The 17,163-nt window shown below is 64.0% G+C and carries 12 protein-coding genes; 7 read left to right on the top strand and 5 right to left on the bottom strand.

All coding sequences use genetic code 11. The annotated features are described in order from the left end of the window. Positions 1-111: 111 nt before the first annotated feature. A complete protein-coding gene (locus tag M1P90_RS15685) occupies positions 112-744 on the bottom strand; it encodes a TetR/AcrR family transcriptional regulator (RefSeq protein ID WP_483703814.1) in 633 nt (210 codons plus the stop codon). Between the two features lie 137 nt (positions 745-881). Between M1P90_RS15685 and M1P90_RS15680 the strand changes: the two genes are divergently transcribed. Beyond that, entirely contained in the window at positions 882-1,337 is a 456-nt protein-coding gene (locus tag M1P90_RS15680) for a DUF2269 family protein (protein ID WP_483703812.1), read from the top strand. On the opposite strand, the gene M1P90_RS15675 is transcribed toward M1P90_RS15680, so the two are convergent. Together M1P90_RS15675 and M1P90_RS15670 are read right to left on the bottom strand one after the other, a co-directional pair. Beyond that, the gene (locus M1P90_RS15675; protein ID WP_483703810.1) at positions 1,334-2,644 is read right to left on the bottom strand and encodes a PAS domain-containing sensor histidine kinase; all 1,311 of its coding nucleotides are present in this window, start codon (positions 2,642-2,644) and stop codon (positions 1,334-1,336) included. The two genes, M1P90_RS15680 and M1P90_RS15675, sit on opposite strands and share 4 nt — an antisense overlap. Beyond that, positions 2,641-3,774 carry an FIST signal transduction protein gene (locus M1P90_RS15670; RefSeq protein WP_483703808.1) on the bottom strand — a complete coding sequence of 378 codons (1,134 nt, stop codon included), beginning with the start codon at positions 3,772-3,774 and terminating at the stop codon, positions 2,641-2,643. The genes M1P90_RS15675 and M1P90_RS15670 overlap by 4 nt, the downstream gene beginning before the upstream one ends. 263 nt (positions 3,775-4,037) lie before the next feature. Between M1P90_RS15670 and M1P90_RS15665 the strand changes: the two genes are divergently transcribed. Then, positions 4,038-4,955: a methylenetetrahydrofolate reductase gene (locus M1P90_RS15665; RefSeq protein WP_483703806.1), complete on the top strand. Its 918-nt coding sequence runs from the start codon at positions 4,038-4,040 to the stop codon at positions 4,953-4,955. 110 nt (positions 4,956-5,065) lie between these two features. Then, positions 5,066-6,472: an aspartate kinase gene (locus tag M1P90_RS15660; protein ID WP_483703804.1), complete on the top strand. Its 1,407-nt coding sequence runs from the start codon at positions 5,066-5,068 to the stop codon at positions 6,470-6,472. Here the strand turns inward: M1P90_RS15660 and M1P90_RS15655 are convergent. Both M1P90_RS15655 and polA read right to left on the bottom strand, forming a co-directional pair. Then, positions 6,469-7,491, bottom strand: a complete 1,023-nt coding sequence (locus tag M1P90_RS15655) for a glycosyltransferase family 2 protein (protein ID WP_483703802.1) — start codon at positions 7,489-7,491, stop codon at positions 6,469-6,471. The two genes, M1P90_RS15660 and M1P90_RS15655, sit on opposite strands and share 4 nt — an antisense overlap. Positions 7,492-7,592: 101 nt before the next feature. Further along, a complete protein-coding gene (gene polA / locus M1P90_RS15650; protein ID WP_483703800.1) occupies positions 7,593-10,502 on the bottom strand; it encodes a DNA polymerase I in 2,910 nt (969 codons plus the stop codon). A 236-nt stretch (positions 10,503-10,738) separates the two neighbouring features. On the opposite strand from polA, the gene M1P90_RS15645 reads away from it, so the two are divergent. The 4 genes from M1P90_RS15645 to hflX all read left to right on the top strand — a co-directional run bounded on the left by M1P90_RS15645 (position 10,739) and on the right by hflX (position 17,074). After that, positions 10,739-11,833: a pyridoxal-phosphate-dependent aminotransferase family protein gene (locus M1P90_RS15645; protein ID WP_483703798.1), complete on the top strand. Its 1,095-nt coding sequence runs from the start codon at positions 10,739-10,741 to the stop codon at positions 11,831-11,833. A gap of 186 nt (positions 11,834-12,019) precedes the next feature. Then, on the top strand, positions 12,020-13,594 hold the full coding sequence (gene serA / locus M1P90_RS15640) for a phosphoglycerate dehydrogenase (RefSeq protein WP_483703796.1): 1,575 nt from the start codon (positions 12,020-12,022) through the stop codon (positions 13,592-13,594). A 341-nt stretch (positions 13,595-13,935) separates the two neighbouring features. Further along, positions 13,936-15,351 carry a serine hydrolase domain-containing protein gene (locus M1P90_RS15635; protein WP_483703794.1) on the top strand — a complete coding sequence of 472 codons (1,416 nt, stop codon included), beginning with the start codon at positions 13,936-13,938 and terminating at the stop codon, positions 15,349-15,351. A 331-nt stretch (positions 15,352-15,682) separates the two neighbouring features. Next, positions 15,683-17,074 carry a GTPase HflX gene (gene hflX, locus M1P90_RS15630; RefSeq protein WP_483703792.1) on the top strand — a complete coding sequence of 464 codons (1,392 nt, stop codon included), beginning with the start codon at positions 15,683-15,685 and terminating at the stop codon, positions 17,072-17,074. Positions 17,075-17,163 lie beyond the last annotated feature (89 nt).

Raw genomic sequence — 17,163 nt, 5'->3', positions numbered from 1 at the left:
GGGGTTAGGGGATGGGGTTAGGGTTTGGGGATTGCGATGCGCAACGAGGCGCTATTGACGGATTGCAGCACCAGGAACCTGCCGGCGCAGCGGCCCATTCCTGTTTGCAAATCATGCAGGATCGCTAGAAACTTGCGCGGCCAGCGCTGCGCGCACCACCCGTTCCACCGCTGGCGCAATCTCCGCGCAGGTGTGATTTGCCCCGGCCAGCATATCAAACATCTCGAAGCTCGTCAGCGCGAACAGAAGATCGACCGTGGCGTCGAACGTGGCCGGCGTGGGGTGGCCAGTCTGCGCGGCCAGGCGCTGCGCAAGGATGCGCAAGCCGCGCCGCCGCCGCTCATCGCGGGCGCGGATCACCTGCGCAAACTCTTCGTCGAGGGTTGCCAGCGCGCGCAGCCGCCGCGATAACACCCGGTCGGATTCCCAGAACGCGCCAAACACGCGAACTAGCTCGGCCAGCGCGGCATAGGCGTCGGGCAGGCGAAACACGCTCCCCAACTGCTCGATGCCGCCATTTGCCGCAAGCGTATCGCAGATCGCCTCCAGCAAGCCCACCTTCGACTCAAACTGGTAGTAGACCGTCATGCGCGAAACGTCGGCGGCGCGCGCCACCGCCTCGATGGTAAAGCGTGTGCCGCCATCGTGTGCGGTAAGCAGGCTGCGCGCCGCGTCGATCATGCGGGCGCGGGTTTGCTGAACGGCGTGTTCGCGTTCGCCAAGGCGGTAGCTGCGTGGACTCATGCTGTTTCCTCCGCCGCTATTCTACCAAATCCCCGCGATTCCCGTTTGTACAGGTTGACATTCGAATAATTTAATTATACAGTATGTAAGAATAATTTGGCACGCGGCTGGCGCGGAGGCTACACAGGAGGACGACCATGCTCTTTGGTGCGCTCAAGTTCATCCATGTCGTGTCGGTGATTGTATGGGTGGGCGGAATTATAACCATGACGCTGCTGAACATGCGGCTGGCGCGTGTGCGCGAAGGGGGCGCGCAGGCGGCACTGGCGCAGCTTGGCGGCTTTGTGGGGCGGGCGGTGTTTCTGCCGGCGGCCGGGCTGACATTTCTGGCCGGGCTTGCCACCGGCCTGAGCGCCGGCTTTCAGATGAACAGCCTGTGGATCATCTGGGGCTTCGCGGTGATTGTGCTGTCGATGGTGCTGACGAATGGCGTGATGCGCCCGATCGGCGCGCGTATTGGCGCGCTGGCATCTAGCGGCCAGCAGGCGCAGGTTCCGCCGTTGCAAAGCCGCCTGCTGTGGCTGAGCGCGCTGAACATCGTCCTGCTGCTTTCGGCGGTGTGGGCGATGATCGCCAAGCCGGCGCTGGGCTAGCGCCTGGGGGGCAGGGTTGCCGGCAGGCAGACGGTGAAGGTTGAACCCTGCCCGATCGCGCTTTGCACCTCAATCGTGCCGCCAAGCAGCTGGCAGAAACGCTGGCTCAGCGCCAGGCCCAGGCCGCTGCCAACATAGCGCCGTGTCAGCGAGGTATCGTTCTGAGTAAAGGGTTGGAATAGTCCGGCGAGCTGCTCGCGGGTCATTCCAACCCCACTGTCTTCAACCGTAAACACCACCCACTCGCTGCCATCCTGCTCCCTGCGCGCAACGCCAATCGTAATCTGCCCATCTGCCGTGAACTTGCAGGCATTGCTGAGCAGGTGCATCAGCATCTGGCGCACTTTAGTGCGGTCGGAAACCATTACGCCCATCGGGCCATCGGCGCGCACATGCACGGTGTTGGCGTTGCGCGCCGCCAGTGCCCGCGCGGTGTCGGCCAGCCCTTCCACAAGCGGCGCGAGTGCAAATTCTTCGGGAATAGCGATCTGCTTGCCCGCGTCGATCTGCGCCAGGTCGATCACACTGTTGATCAGGGCCAGCAGGTGATTTCCCGCCGCCACAATATGGTCGAGGTCGGCCAGAATCGGTGGCAGCGTTTGCAGCAGCGATTCCTGCTTGAGCAGCTCGCTGTAGCCAATAATCGCGGTCAGTGGGGTGCGCAGCTCGTGGCTCACATTGGCGAGAAACACGCTCTTCGCGTGCGATGCGCTTTCGGCGGCTTCCTTGGCCCGCTGCAGCTCCTGCTCGGCGCGTTTGCGCTCGGTAATATCGCGCACCACTGCCATGCCGCCAATGATCGCGCCCGACTCGTTAAAGAGCGGCGCGTAGTGGCTTTCGAACGAGCCGGGCTGCTCGTCGCCCGGGCGGACATGGCGCTGATCCTGCGCGACCATGGTGCGGCCGGCAAGTGCCGCGCGGAAGAAAAATTCTTCGCCATTTTGCACCAGGTGCGGAAACAGCTCGAAGGCCTGGTGGCCAATCACGGTGTTGGCCGGCTGGCCCGAGAAACGCTCCATGCCCGGGTTCCAGACTGTGAAGCAGCACTGTGTGTCGAAGGCGAAAATCCCGTCCACACTGCTGTGGATCAGGCGCTCGAACAAGGCGCGCATTGCCGAGTTGGCCTCGATCAGCTCCTGCGAGGTCAGCTCAAGCGAGCGCTCAAGCATGCGCCGGTCCGCATCAGACTGGTGGTAGGCGGCATTCACGGCGGCAATAAACTCGCGCCAGTGGGCTTCGGTGCTGGTGTCGCTGATTGCGGCGCGCTTCAGCTGGCGGCGCAGCAGGCTGTGCAGTGTCTGTGTCATGCAATCTCTGCGAAGGTGGTGATCGTCATGGTCTGGTTGTGCAGCTCGCAGCCCGTGCCATTCAGGAAGGGCGCGATTTCGCCATAGGAATAAAAGCCGGCAAGCGCGGGCCGCTGGCCAAAGGTTTCGTCAACGCCTTCGACTTCTTCTTCAATCCGCTGCATCAGCAGCTCTTTGCGCCCAACGCAGCTAATCAGCAGCGCCAGCTCGGGCTGCGAGCCGTGAAGCATGCTGGCGCGGGCCGCGCCGGTTGCGCCATCGATCAGGCGGTCGAAGTTGGCTTTCATCAGCCGCGCATAGCTGCCCTGCGGCATGTCGCCGGCAAAGGTAATGCTCTGCGTCTGCTCGTCGATTGAAAGGATGGTACGCACCAGGCCGGGCTGACCGTCCGCGCTGCGCAAACTCAGCGGGAAGCGCAGCCCGGCCGCCGGCAGCTCGTGGGCATATTCGCCCAGGTAGTGTTTGTACAGCGCCAGCGCCGATTTGCCATCCAGCTCATACAGCACATTGCCCGCCGAGCGCGTAATCAGCCGCTCGGGGCCGAAGGGATCCCAGCCGCCCTGCGAACCATAGCCGATCTGCAGATGTTCGCCATACAGGCCCAACGCGGCAATGCAGCCGGAACGGGGCAAGCCATCGCACAGCACCAGTGTTTCGTTGAAGCCCACGCCATCGGCGGCCAGCCCGCCCGTCACAGCCACGCCGGCTGGCAGGTGCAGGTTCATTCCCGCAAGAATGGCGCTGGTGTTGGCGACCAGGCCATCAGCAAGCAGCAGCACGTGGCGCAAGCCTTCGGGCGGAAGCTGCTGCGCCAGCGCCGCGCCGCGCGCGACCTGGTCACCTTCTGCTTCGAGCGTGATCGTTGCGATACGGAAATTGGTGTGCTCGAAGCGAATTGCCGTGGCGGCAATCGAGCCGTCGTAAACGTGCGCGCCGGCAATTTCGCCGGCTGTCGAGCAGCCAAAGAATTGGGCCTGCGGGTAGGCAGCGCGCAGCGCTTCGAGCGCCGGCCCGTGCAGAAGGGCAGCGCGCGCGCCAAACACCAGCACTAGCTGCGCCCCGATCGGCGGCTGGCCGGGCTTCGGCACCCAACTGTCGTGGTGGGTCCAGATCGATTGTTCAAATTGCATGAATGTGCTCGGCGGGTTGTATGAATTGCGGATTAGCCACACAGTCGAAATAGTGGCACACGATGCTATAAGCAGTGTATCATGGAACGGGCCGCGCACCAGCGGCAGAATCGGCGCGATGATTGACAGTCGTGTAGCAGCATGCTATACTCCCGCCCGTCAGCCCAATTGTTCGCAGGCGCTTTCACGCCTTGGTATGCAGTGCAGCCTCTCATCGCCGAGTGCTGATGAGGGGTTTTGTGTGCTGTGCTGCACGGGAAAATATGCCAGCAAATAGTAATTTTCAGCGCCGACTCGACGCTGGCCAGCTCGTGGTAACGGGCGAGCTTGCCCCGCCCAAGGGTGCCAGCCGCGCCACGCTCGAGCGCCTGGCCGTGGCCATGCGCGATCATGTCGATGCCCTGAACCTGACGGATAATCAGCGCGGCATTGGCCGTATGTCGGCGCTGGGCGCGGGCATTGTGGTGCAGCAGCTTGGCATCGAGACGATTGTGCAGATGACCTGCCAGCATCGCAACCGCATCGCCTTGCAGGCCGATGTGCTGAGCGGCTCGGTCTGCGGCGTGAATAATTTCTTGTGCATGACGGGCGATCACCCCAAGATTGGCGACCACCCCGACACCAAGAATGTGCTCGATCTCAACTCGTTCCAGCTGATTCGCGCGCTGCGCATGATGCGCGACGAGGGTACATTTCAGTCGGGCACGCCGCTGAGCGACGCGCCGCGCTTCTTCGTAGGTGGCGTTGCCAACCCGAATATCGAGCGGATCGCCCGGCTTGAGAAAAAGGTGCAGAGCGGCGCCGAGTTTATTCAAACACAGATCATTTTCGACATCGAGCGCTTTCGGCAGTGGATGGCCGACGCCCGCGCGCTGGGCCTGCACCGGCATGTTCACATCATGGCCGGCGTGATGGTCATTCGCTCGGCGCAGTCGGCGCACTTTTTGCGCGACCACCTGCCCGGCTCGCGCGTGCCCGACTGGGTGGTGGAACGCATGTCGGCCGCGCCCGACGCCGAGCGCGAAGGCGTGCGTATTGCTGCCGAGCTGACGCAGGATATGCTGGCGATCGAAGGCGTGCGCGGCGTGCATATCATGTCGGTTGGGTGGACGAAAGCGATTCCTCTTGTGGTTGAGGCGGCGGGCTTGCTGCCGCGCCCGCCCGCGCCGCCGGCTGAGTAAGCAGACAGCAGCGACCAATGCGCCGAGGCATGGGGAGCATTCGCTTGCCAGCCTCGGCTTTTGTATGCCAGGGGACTGACTATCGGCTGTGTACCAGCGGGGGTAGAGCCATGCGTGTCATGAAATTTGGCGTGGTATCCGTGAGCGATGCGGCGCGGCTGCGCGAGATGGCAAAAATTGTGCACGACGCCCACGACGACGGCGAACCCCTGGTGGTGGTGTGTGCTGCCATCGCCGGCATCACCGACCGGCTGATCAGCGCGGCGCGCAGCGCGGCGAGCGGGCAGGAGGGCGTGGTTGAAGAAGCGCGGCGCGAGCTGTGGAGCCGCCACCGCGCCCTGGCCGAAAAGCTCGTCAGCGACGAATGGGAGCGCGAAACGCTGTACCGCGAGTGGGCCGAGCTGTTGAAGGTCTTCGATCGTTTCACGCGCTCGATTGCCACGCTGGGCGAACACTCGCCGCGCAGCATCGACACGGTGGCGGCGCTGGGCGAACGTTTCGCCACACACCTGGTGGCTACCGCGCTGCGCCACGCTGGCGTTGCTGCCCGCACCGTCGACGCCACCGAGCTGATTGTGACCGACAACCACTACGGCGCGGCCTGGCCCTTCGCCGCCGAGTCATCCGAGCGTATTCGCGCGCGGCTGCGCTCGTTGCTGCAGGCGCGCATCGTGCCAGTGATTACGGGCTATATTGGCGGCACCCGCGAAGGCAATGTCACCACGCTCGGGCGCGGCGGCGGCGACTATTCCGCCACACTGATTGGCGCGGCGCTGGGCGCCGACGAAGTGTGCATCTGGACGGATGTGAACGGCATCCTGACCGCCGACCCCAAGCTGGTGCCCGAGGCGCGCACCTTGCCCGAAATCTCTTATTCTGAAGCAGTGGATATTGCGACTTTTGGCCCCGAAATTTTGCATCCGCGCGCGCTCACGCCCTTGATCGAGCAGAATATTCCATTGTCTATTCGCAACGTGCTGCGCCCAAGCCACCCCGGCACGCGCATTGTTGCCGAGGCCCAGCCCAGCGAGCATGCCGCCCACACAATTATTTCGGCGGGCGGGCTGAGCCTGCTTGGCGTTGCCGCATCGCCGGGCGCAAGCGGCGGCTGGTCGCCTGCGCTGGCGGCGCGCGCGCTGGAGCGACTTTCGGATAGTGGCGTGGAAGTGCTGAACTTCGCGCAAAGCTTCAGCGAGCGCAGCCTGACGGTGACGGTTCGCACGGTGGATGCGGCATTTGCGCGTGAATGTTTGCGTGCGGCGTATCGCAGCGAGCACAGCGGGGCCGAAGCGCGCGACATCTCGTCGGAGCTGCCGATCAGCCTGGTGGCGGTGATTAGCGCAAGCAGCAATAATGGCGGGCTGGCGCCGCAAATTCTTGCGACGCTGGGCCGGGTTGGCGCGCATGTGCTGGCGTTTGCGCAGGGGGCCAGCTCGGCGCATGTGTCATTTCTGCTGCCCGAGCCCGAAGTTGATGGCGTGGTGCGCGGCCTGCACCACGACTTGCGGCTTGGCTAAACGCCGCGCCGATGCGCGTGCGGATCTTCTTCAAAGCCCAGCTCTTCGGCCACAATATAGAGCGGGCGGCGCTTCACTTCGTCGTAGATCCGGCCGAGGTATTCGCCAATAATGCCGAGGAAAATCAGCTGGACACTGCCAAGAAACAGCACCATGATCAGCGTGGTTGCCTGCCCGTAGAAGAAATCGGGGAAAAAGGCGCGCAGCAGCACCACCGCCAGCAAAAACAGCATGCTCAGCACCGCCACAAAGAAGCCGAAATAGGTGGCAAGCTGGAGCGGCAGGTATGAGAAGCTGGTAATGCCATCCAGCGCAAGGCGCAGCATTTTGCGCAGCGGGAACTTCGTTTCGCCGGCCGTGCGCGCCGCCCGCTCGTAGGTTACGCCCGTCTGGCGGTAGCCAACCCACACCGACATGCCACGCATAAAGCGGTTGTACTCGCGCATGGTGATAATCGCATCAACGACCTTGCGATCCATCAGGCGGAATTCACCTGTGTCGACGGGAATATTGATACTCGTGATTTTATCGATCAGCCGGTAGAACGCCGAAGCCGTGAACTTCTTGAACCACGTTTCGCCAGCCCGCTCGGCGCGCTGCGCATACACCAGCTGATAGCCTTCGCGCCACTTTTCCAGCAGGTTCAACACCACCTCGGGCGGGTCTTGCAGGTCGGTATCCATCACCACAATCGCCTGCCCGCGCGCATGATCGAGCCCGGCGGTGAGCGCGGCCTGCATGCCAAAGTTGCGCGAAAAGTTGATCACTTTGATGCGTGAATCCTGGGCATGCAGGCGGCGCAGGATCTCGGGCGACTGATCGCGCGAGCCGTCGTTCACCAGCACAAGCTCGAAGGGCTCGCCATGGGCCTCAAGAACTTCGATTGTGCGCAGACAAAATGCTTCGAGTAATGCTTCTTCATTATATACCGGCCCAACGATTGAAATCACCGGGCGAACATGATCGCGCGCTGCTTCGTAGCGTGTCACCGATTGTGGAATAGGATCAACGATCTGCATGGACTGCTTCCCTTGTGGTGTGGCCTGGGTCTATATAATCGCGCTATTGTACCATACCTCGTTCTGCTGCACTGCCGCTTGTGCTGTGGTGGAAATTTGCGCTAGTGGGTGGTGATGTCGCGCATTTCTTCCCAGTTCGGCCCAACTTCCAGATCAACTTTCAGCGGCACGTCCTTGAACTGGTAGGCACCTTCCATCTGCTCGCACACCAGCCCAACAATCGTCTCGACTTCGTCCTCCGGCGCTTCGAAAATCAGCTCGTCGTGCACTTGCAGCAGCATGCGCGTCTTGAGTTTGCGCTCGCGCAGGGCTTCGTCCACGCGGATCATGGCGATCTTCATGATGTCGGCGGCGGTAGATTGGATCGGCGCGTTGATCGCTTCGCGCTCGGCGGCCTGGCGGCGCGGCCCGCTCACCCGCAGGTCGGGCATGTAGCGGCGGCGGCCAAACAGCGAGCGCACATAGCCTTCGCGGCGGCCTTCTTCCAGCGTGCTGTCGATATAGTCGCGCAGGCCGGGGAAGCGCGCAAACAGCGCGTCGATCAGCTGCTGCGCCTCGCTGCGGCTCAGGTCGGTGCGGGCAGCCAGCCCAAACGCGCTGATGCCGTAGATCACGCCAAAGACGGTGGTTTTGGCGATGCGGCGCTGGTTCTTGTTCACCTGCTCGATGGGTATGCCAAACAGCTGCGCGGCCGTGGCGGCATGAATGTCCTGATCCTCCTTGAACGCCTGCACCAGGTTGGGATCCTGCGTGATGTGCGCCAGCACGCGCAATTCGACCTGCGAGTAGTCGGCGGCGACGAACATGCAGCCAGGGTTGGCAACAAAGCCGCGCCGGATCTCGCGGCCCTCGTCGGTGCGGGTGGGGATGTTTTGCAGGTTCGGGTCGTTGCTGCTGAGCCGCCCGGTGGCCGCGCCAAGCTGGCTGTAGCTGGTATGCACGCGCCCGGTGGCCGGGTTCAGCAGCTCGGGCAGCGCATCGACATAAGTCGATTTCAGTTTGGTGAGCTGGCGGTAGCGCAGAATAAGCTGAATGGCTGGGCTGTCGGTTTTGGCTTCGAGGTTTTCGAGCACGCCGGCCGTGAGCGAGTAGCGCCCGGTTTTGGTGCGCTCAAGGCCGGCAGTTGGTAGCTGCAATTTGTTGAACAGCAGGTCGCTGAGCTGATCGCCCGAGTTGATGTTGAACTTCACGCCGTCGTTGAAGGCGTAGATCTGGTCTTCCAGACGCGCCAGGTCGTCGCCCATGCGCTGGCCGAGGCTGCGCATGAACTTGGCGTCGAGGCCGATGCCAGCCGATTCCATGCGCACCAGCACTGGGATGAGCGGCATTTCGAGCTTCTGGAAGATTTCGGCGACCTTAGCTTGCTCAGCGAGTTGCGGGAGGAGCGCCTGAAACAGCCGCATGGTCATGTCGGCGTCGGCGGCGGCGTAGGGCGTCGCGGCGTCGATGGCGACGTCGGCGAACTGAAGCTGGTTTTTGCCGCGTTTGCCAATCAGCTCTTCAATGTCGGTCATGGGTTCGGGCAGGGCCAGCTCGTAGAAGGCCAGCTCCTTCAGGCCGCGCCGCTTGTTCAGCAGCGCCGCCGCCAGCATGGTGTCGAAGGTGACGCCCGCCACCGGCACGCCCGCCGTTTCCAGCACTTCGATGTCGAATTTGGCGTTGTGCCCGTATTTGGGCAGCTTTTCGTCGGCAAAAAAAGGCCGCAGCGCGTCGAGCACGGTTTCGCGCGGCAGTTGCTCGCCATTGCGGTGCCCGAAGGGGATGTACCAGGCGTGCCCGGGTGTGATCGAGATCGAAACGCCCACGGCGTCGTCTTGCAGCGAGCGCGTGCCCAGCGTTTCGGTGTCGAAGGCGAAGCCGGCGCACGATTTGAGCGCGGCCACGACTTCAGCCAGCTCGGCGTCGGTGACGACGGCGTGGTAATCGCCGAGCGGGGCGTGCTCGCTGCCGGGCACGCTGGCGATGGTGGCGGGGCGGGCGGGCGCGCTGGCCGGCATGTCGAACATGGCCATTTGCTGCGGGCCGTCGCCGCTGGGTGCGGCTGGCGCAGCCGGCGCGGCAAACATGTCGGACTGGCCGGTGCCAGTGGTGGCGGGCAGCTCGGCAACTTCGATGCCCCCGCCGGTGGCGGGCAGGCGCTTGACCAGACTCGCGCCAAATTCCAGCTCCTGAAACAGCGCAATGACCTGCGTGCGGTCGTAGTCGCGCAGCTCGGCGTGGCGCAGATCGAGCGTCACCGGCACGTCGCACACAATCGTCGCCAGCCGCTTGCTGAACAGCGCCTGCTCCTGCTGACCGTCGAGCGCTTTCTTGTAGCGGTTCGGCACGTCGTCGAGGTGGGCGTACAGGTTCTCGACGGTTTCGAACTGCTTGAGCAGCGCGATTGCGCCGGCCTCGCCAATGCCCTTGACGCCGGGAATGTTGTCGGAGGTGTCGCCCTTGAGGCCGCGCAGGTCGGCAAGCTGGGTGGGCTTGAGGCCATTGTAGCGATCGAGCACCTGCGCCTCGTCGTACAGCATGGTGTTTTTGCCCTTCTGTACGTAGGGGTTGGCCAGCAGCACGCTGACATAATCATCGACAAGCTGAAGCGTGTCGGTGTCGCCGGTCAGGATCATCGTATCGACCTGCTGCTGGGCGGCCTGGCGCGAGAGCGTGCCAATCACGTCGTCGGCTTCAAAGCCATCCTTGGTGTAGATCGGAATGTTGAAGGCGCGGATCAGCTGCTGGATGCGATCGAGCTGCTGGTGAAATTCATCGGGCGTTTCGGCGCGGCCGGCCTTATATTCGGCGTACATATCGTCCCGAAAGGTGCGGCCGACATCAAACGACACTGCCACATATTTCGGGTGGTGTTCGTGAATAGCGTTGAGCAGGATTGAGATGAAGCCAAACACCGCATAGGTTGGCTCGCCATTGGAGGCGCGCAGCCCGGCTTTGGCCAGCGCGTGAAACGCGCGGAAGGCCAGGGCGTGGCCGTCGATCAAGGCGAGCAATGGCCGTTGGCTTGGCATGGGAACCCCTTCCTGATAGTCGCACATCCGATCTAGTCTATTATACCCTATCTCTCCGGGGCGCGGCGACTCGGCACAAACACGCTTGCGCGGCGCACTCTCCGCGACTATAATAGCGGGGCTGTGCGGCATGTGGCGCGCTTTGCCTGTGACCGCCGGTAGAAGATAACTTGTTGGCCTTGATTGTCGTTCTATTAACAGAGATCACAGTTTTGTATTTGGTGTGAGGAGACGACATGGCAGCCCAAAATCTTCGTATTCCTGGCCCGACGCCCATGCCCGAGTCGGTTCGCGCCGCGCTGGCCAACCAGATGGTCAATCACCGTGGCGCGGAGTTTAAGCTGTTGCTCGGCGAGGTGCGCGCGCGGCTGGCGAATATCTTTGACACGCAGAACGAAATCCTCTGTTTTACTGCCTCGGGCACGGGTGGCCTGGAGGCGGCGATTGTCAACCTTTTTTCTCCCGGCGACCGCGCGCTGATGGTGGTGGGCGGCGTTTTTGGCGAACGCGCCGCCGCAATCGCGCAGGCCTTTGGCGTGAATGTTACGCGCCTTGAGCACTCGTGGGGCAGCGCGTGCAGCCCGATTGCGCTGCGCGACGCCCTGCGCGCCACCCCCGACGTCAAGGTCGTGTACCTGACGCACAACGAAACGTCCACCGGCGTCACCAACCCGCTCGGCCGCCTTTCGCAGATTGTGCACGAAGAAAGCCAGGCGTTGCTGCTGGTCGATTCGGTCAGTGGCGTGGGCGCGCTGCCGCTGGAAACGGATACGTGGGGCATCGATGTGGTGGTTTCGGCCTCGCAGAAGGCGTTTGGCTGCCCGCCCGGCCTGTCGATGCTGAGCGTCAGCCCGCGCGCCTGGGAAGCGGTGGCGCAGTCGCGCATGCCGCGCTACTACTGGGATTTCCAGCGTCTGCGCGAGGCGCATAACGAGGGCAGCACGCCCTACACGCCGGCCGTGTCGGTGTTCTACGGCCTGAGCGCCGCGCTCGACATGATGGAGCAGGAAGGCGCGTCGGCGCGCTTTATGCGCCACCAGCGCGCCGGCGACATGGTGCGCAATGCCGTGCTCGATATGGGGCTGGGCCTGTTCGCCGACCCGCCGCACAACTCGAATGTTGTCACCGCGATTACGCTGCCCGAGGGCGTTTCGCCCAAGGACGTGCGCGATGAGATGCGCGCCCGCTATAATACGGTGATCGCTGGCGGGCAGGAGCGGCTGAAAGATACGGTGGTGCGAATCGGGCACCTGGGCTTTTTCAGTGAAGAAGACCTGACGCACACGCTGGAGCAGCTCGATACCGTCACAAAGGCGCTGGCGCGCCGTTAACTGGCTTGGGGCCGGCGGCATGGTGCCGCACGCGCCTTCAGCATTGCTGGCTGAACGTATTGCAGTGCCGGTGTTGGCGTTCGCGCCCACAGCACTGCAATACGGTCTTTTATTTTTGCAAGGGTGCGCGAACCGCTGCCGCGTGGTGCGGCTGGCGCAGCCCGCAACGACCGGAGGTTACTAGGAATGGATCGGATTCTGGTCACGGAGTCAATCGCCGAAGAAGGTCTGGCCGCGCTCAGGGCCGCCGCCCAAGTCGATGTGCGAACCGACCTGGATAAGGCCGCGCTGCTAGAAGTGCTGCCCGAGTACGACGCGCTGGTCGTGCGCAGTGGCACCAAAGTCACCGCCGAGGTGCTGGCGGCTGGCACAAAGCTGCGGGTGGTTGGGCGCGCCGGCACCGGCGTCGATAATATCGATACCGATGCGGCGACGCGCCGTGGCATCATTGTGGTCAATGCGCCGGCCTCGAACAGCGTGGCCGTTGCCGAGCTGACCGTTGGCCTTATTCTGGGTCTGGCGCGTCAGCTTCCGCAGGCGCATGCCTCGCTGCAAGGCGGCAAGTGGGAACGCAACAAGTTCATGGGCTTCGAGGTGCGCGGCAAAACGCTTGGCCTGGTTGGGCTGGGCCGCATCGGTGCTGAAGTCGCCCGCCGCGCGCGCGGCCTGGAGATGGACGTGCTGGCCTACGACCCGGTTGTTTCGACCGACCGCGCCGCGCAGATTGGTGTGACGCTGGCCTCGCTCGACGAGGTGCTGGCGCAGAGCGATTTCCTGTCGCTCCACGTGCCGCTGATCGATTCCACCCGCAACCTGATCAACGCGGCGCGCCTGGCGCAGATGAAGCCGACCGCCTATATCGTGAATGCGGCGCGTGGCGGCATTGTCGACGAGGCGGCGCTGGCCGATGCGCTTGAGCGGCGCGTGATTGCTGGCGCGGCTTTTGACGTGTTCACCAAAGAGCCGCCGACCGAAAGCCCGCTGCTTGGCCACCCGCGCGTGATCACGCTGCCACACCTGGGCGCTTCCACCCTCGAGGCGCAAACGCTCACCGGCGTGGACGTGGCCGAGGGCGTGATCGACGCGCTGCGCGGCGCGACCCCGCGCTATGCCGTCAATGCGCCGTTTGTCGCGCCTGAGGAATGGAGCGTGCTCGCGCCCTACATCGCGCTGGGCCGCAAGCTGGGCGCGCTGTGCACCAGCCTGATCACCGACCCGGTGCGCCAGTACGAGCTGGAATATCGCGGCGAGCTGGGCGACGTTTCCAAGGCGCCTGTGCGCCTGGCCGTGCTGCAAGGTTTGCTCGACGGCGTGTGCGAGCAGCGCGTGACGCCGGTGAATGCGCCGCTGCTGGCGCGCGAGCGCGGGCTGCGCTACACCGAGCATTCCAACGCCGAGGACGAAAGCTACGCCGGGCGGCTGGTGCTGCGCGCGGTCACGGCCGATGGCGCGCACGAGTTTGCCGGCACCGTGCTGCGCGACGAGCCGCATATTGTCGAGGTGGATGGCTACTGGGTCGACTTCGTGCCCGACGGCGCGCTGATGTTCACCTACCACCGCGACCGCCCGGGCATGATCGGGCGCGTGGGCATGCTGCTGGGCGCGGCCGACGTGAATATTTCGGGCATGTATGTGGGCCGCCTCGCCCCGCGCGAACAGGCCATGATGGTGCTGACGCTCGACGACGAGGTGCCTGAGACGGTGCTCGACCAGATTCACGCCGAGGAAGACATTCAGCGCGCCGTGGCCGTGGTGCTGTAGCGCGCAGAACGTACAGCGTTTTTTGGAAGTCGGGGGTGGCATTGCCGCTCCCGATTTTTTGTTTGAGAAGCAGTGAAATTTTTACCACCAAGACACCAAGACACCAGGGCTTGAAAGTATTGTTTGATACTTCTTGGTGCCTTGGTGCCTTGGTGGTTACGTTTTCGGCTCACTCTGCACGCGCCAGTAACAGGGCGGTGTACAATCAAGACACCAAGACACCAAGGCTTGAAAGTATTGTTTGATACTTCTTGGTGCCTTGGTGGTTACGTTTTCGGCTCACTCTGCACGCGCCAGCGGCGGCGCGGTGTACAATAGCGCATCAGCAGAAGGAGGAGCTTATGCATCGAGTGCAGCCGAATGGCCCGGGCAGCAGCGACGAGCGTTTTGCCGAGCTGTGCGCGCTGGCCGAAAGCGAAATGGCGCGGCTGGGCGTGCCGGGCGTGGCGATTGGCGTGATCGACGGCGAGCGCGAGCACCTGGCAGGAATGGGCGTCACCAGCGTCGAAAACCCGCTGCCGGTAGACGCCGACACGCTGTTCCAGATTGGCTCGACCACCAAAACCGTCACCGGCACGATTGCCATGCGCCTGGTCGAGCGCGGCACGCTTGATCTTGACGCGCCGGTGCGCCGCTACCTGCCCGAGCTGCGCCTGTCCGACGAAAGCGTCGCGGCGCGCGTGACGCTGCGGCACCTGTTTACGCACACGGGCGGCTGGGCCGGCGATTATTTCGACGACCTGGGCAATGGCGACGACGCGCTGGCGCGGATTGTCGAGCGCATGGCTGATCTGCCGCAGCTCACGCCGCTGGGCGAAATCTGGTCGTATAACAATGCTGGCTTTTACCTCGCCGGGCGCGTGATCGAGCGCGTGACTGGCACGACCTACGAACAGGCCGCGCACGACCTGATCCTCGCGCCGCTTGGCATGGATCACTCGTTCTTCTTCCCCGGCGACATCATGACTCGGCGCTTTGTAGCCGGCCACGAAAACAGCTACCCGCCCGACGCGCCGGCCGCCCATGTGGCGCGGCCCTGGCCGCTGGCGCGCACCGCCCACCCGGTTGGCGGCATTAGCTCGACGGCGCGCGACCAGATGCGCTATGCACGCTTTCACCTGGGCGATGGCACAGCAGCCGACGGCACGCGCCTGCTCGCGCCCGAGCGGCTGGCGGAAATGCGCGAGCCCGGCGCGGCGGCAGCGAATGGCGAGCGCATGGGCGTGGCCTGGTTTCTGCGCGACGCGGATGGCGTGCGCCTGGCCCGCCACGGCGGCGCGACCAAGGGCCAGCAATCGGCCTTTCTGATGGCCCCGGTGCGGCAGTTCGCCATTACCGTGCTTACCAATGCGCAGCGCGGCGGCGAACTGCACCAGGCGCTGGTGCGGCGCGCGCTGGAGCTGTTTCTGGGCATCGAAGAAAAGCCACCCACGCCCCTTGAGCGCAGCGCCGCCGAGCTTGCGCCCTATGCCGGGCTTTACACTGCGCGCCTGGCCGATTGCGACTTGCGGCTGGAAGGCGACACGCTGGTGCTGCACTATATTCCGCACGGCGGCTTCCCGGCCAAAGACTCGCCGCCGCCGCCTGCGCCGCCGCCGGTGCGCGTGGCTTTTTGCGGCGACGACGCGATCCTCGCGCTCGACGAGCCGTTTCGCGGCGCGCGCGGCGAGTTCCTGCGCGATGCCGCCGGCGCGATTGCGTGGCTGCGCTTTGGTGGCCGCGTGCAGCGCCGCGAAGCCGGCGGCGGCGCGCGCTGAGCGCGTGCCTGCGATTGGACGCAGACGAGCGCAGATAAACGCGGATAGGTACGCTTCTGCGCTCGTCTGCGTTCGTCCGCGTCCACCTAACCTGATATGTTGCGGAGGACCAGCATTGGACGCAGACGAGCGCGGATAAACGCGGATAGGTGCGCTTCTGCGTTCGTCTGCGTTCGTCCGCGTCCGCCTGAACCGAGGCAATATCCATCGCGGGGCGGGTTGCCTGCGGCGAACCGGCGTGCTACAATAACGGCACCCAGCACCGAGCGGCCGCCGCCGACCCGCTTGAACCAAACTGAATGGTGCGCTCCGGCCATGGGCCGGGGCGTTTGTGCGTTTCAACCGTAAGGAGCCAACCATAGAAGAGCAGATCACCATCACCACAACCACCGCCGACGGCAAGAAGCTGCACTCCACCGCCGCGCCGCGTGAGCGCGCCTTTCTGGTGGGGGCCGAGCTGACCGGCGGGCGCAGCCCCTGGAGCGCCGAAGATTCGCTGCAGGAGCTGGCGTTGCTGGCCGACACCGCCGGGCTGGAGGTTGTCGGTAGCGCCTACCAGCGCCTGAAACAGCAATTCTCCAAGCATTTTATTGGCCCCGGCAAAGTCGAAGAAATCGCCGTGCTGCGCGAGGAGCTGAAATACGACCTCGTGATCTTCGACGACGAGCTGACGCCCGGCCAGACGCGCAACCTCGAAGATGCGCTGAAGGTGCAGGTGCTCGATCGCACGGGCCTGATCCTTGATATTTTTGCGACCCACGCGCATACTCACGAGGGCCGCATCCAGGTGGAGCTGGCGCAGTACAAATACCTGCTGCCGCGCCTGCGCCGCCAGTGGCTGCACCTCGAGCGCCAGGCCGGCGGCGGTGGCGCCTCGGCTGGTGGCGTGGTGGGCTTGCGCGGCCCCGGTGAAACGCAGCTCGAACTCGACCGGCGCATGATCGGGCATCGCATTGCCCTGCTCGAGCGCCAGATCGAAGAAGTGCACCGCCACCGCGAGCAGTATCGCGAGCGCCGCCGCAAGAATGGCGTGCCGATTGTGGCGCTGGTAGGTTACACCAACGCCGGCAAATCCACGCTGCTGAACGCGCTTTCGGGCGCAAATGTGCGCGCCGAGGATCGGCTGTTCGCCACGCTCGACCCAACCACGCGCCAGATCGACCTGCCCGGCGGCCAGCAGGTGCTGCTCACCGATACGGTCGGCTTTATCCAGAAGCTGCCAACGCAGCTGGTGGCGGCCTTCCGCGCAACGCTGGAAGAAATCCGCGAGGCCGATGTTCTGCTGCATGTGCTCGACATAACTCATAAAAATGCTTCACAGCAAACCGATACGGTGCTGGAAACGCTGAAAGAGCTGCGCGCTGGCGAACGCCCGATCATCACCGTGCTCAACAAGGTCGACATGCTCGAAGGCGTGGATGAGAGCGAAGTTGGGCGGCTGGCCGGCGAGCTGGGCCTGCCCGACGACTATGTGGCTGTGTCGGCGCAGCGCGAGTGGGGGCTGGAAACCCTGCTCAAGCGCATCGAAGACACGCTGGGCGAGCGCATGGCCGCGCTGGAGGCGTTTATTCCCTACCGCCGCAACGACCTTGTGGCGCTCTGGCACCAGCACGGCGTGATCGAATCCGAGGAATACGAGGCCGACGGCACCCGCGTGGCCGGGCGCATCCCGCGTGCAATCGCCCGCCAGCTCGCGCCATTCCAGGTGAATGAGCAGGGCTAGCGCACTATTGCAGTGCGCAGCTGGCGGAATGCGGAAGGCAGTCGTATTTTCCGTGCTACAACGCCTTTCTTGCCGGCATGTCCCTGGTC

Source organism: Kouleothrix sp. 19917, assembly GCF_057073505.1.
Note: the sequence above shows the minus strand (reverse complement) of the source record. Positions and strands in the feature narration are given on the sequence as shown.

Coding starts and splice junctions, on each gene's coding strand:
- M1P90_RS15685 (WP_483703814.1), bottom strand. CDS start 744: ATGAGTCCACGCAGCTACCGCCTTGGCGAACGCGAACACGCCGTTCAG.
- M1P90_RS15680 (WP_483703812.1), top strand. CDS start 882: ATGCTCTTTGGTGCGCTCAAGTTCATCCATGTCGTGTCGGTGATTGTA.
- M1P90_RS15675 (WP_483703810.1), bottom strand. CDS start 2,644: ATGACACAGACACTGCACAGCCTGCTGCGCCGCCAGCTGAAGCGCGCC.
- M1P90_RS15670 (WP_483703808.1), bottom strand. CDS start 3,774: ATGCAATTTGAACAATCGATCTGGACCCACCACGACAGTTGGGTGCCG.
- M1P90_RS15665 (WP_483703806.1), top strand. CDS start 4,038: ATGCCAGCAAATAGTAATTTTCAGCGCCGACTCGACGCTGGCCAGCTC.
- M1P90_RS15660 (WP_483703804.1), top strand. CDS start 5,066: ATGCGTGTCATGAAATTTGGCGTGGTATCCGTGAGCGATGCGGCGCGG.
- M1P90_RS15655 (WP_483703802.1), bottom strand. CDS start 7,491: ATGCAGATCGTTGATCCTATTCCACAATCGGTGACACGCTACGAAGCA.
- polA (WP_483703800.1), bottom strand. CDS start 10,502: ATGCCAAGCCAACGGCCATTGCTCGCCTTGATCGACGGCCACGCCCTG.
- M1P90_RS15645 (WP_483703798.1), top strand. CDS start 10,739: ATGGCAGCCCAAAATCTTCGTATTCCTGGCCCGACGCCCATGCCCGAG.
- serA (WP_483703796.1), top strand. CDS start 12,020: ATGGATCGGATTCTGGTCACGGAGTCAATCGCCGAAGAAGGTCTGGCC.
- M1P90_RS15635 (WP_483703794.1), top strand. CDS start 13,936: ATGCATCGAGTGCAGCCGAATGGCCCGGGCAGCAGCGACGAGCGTTTT.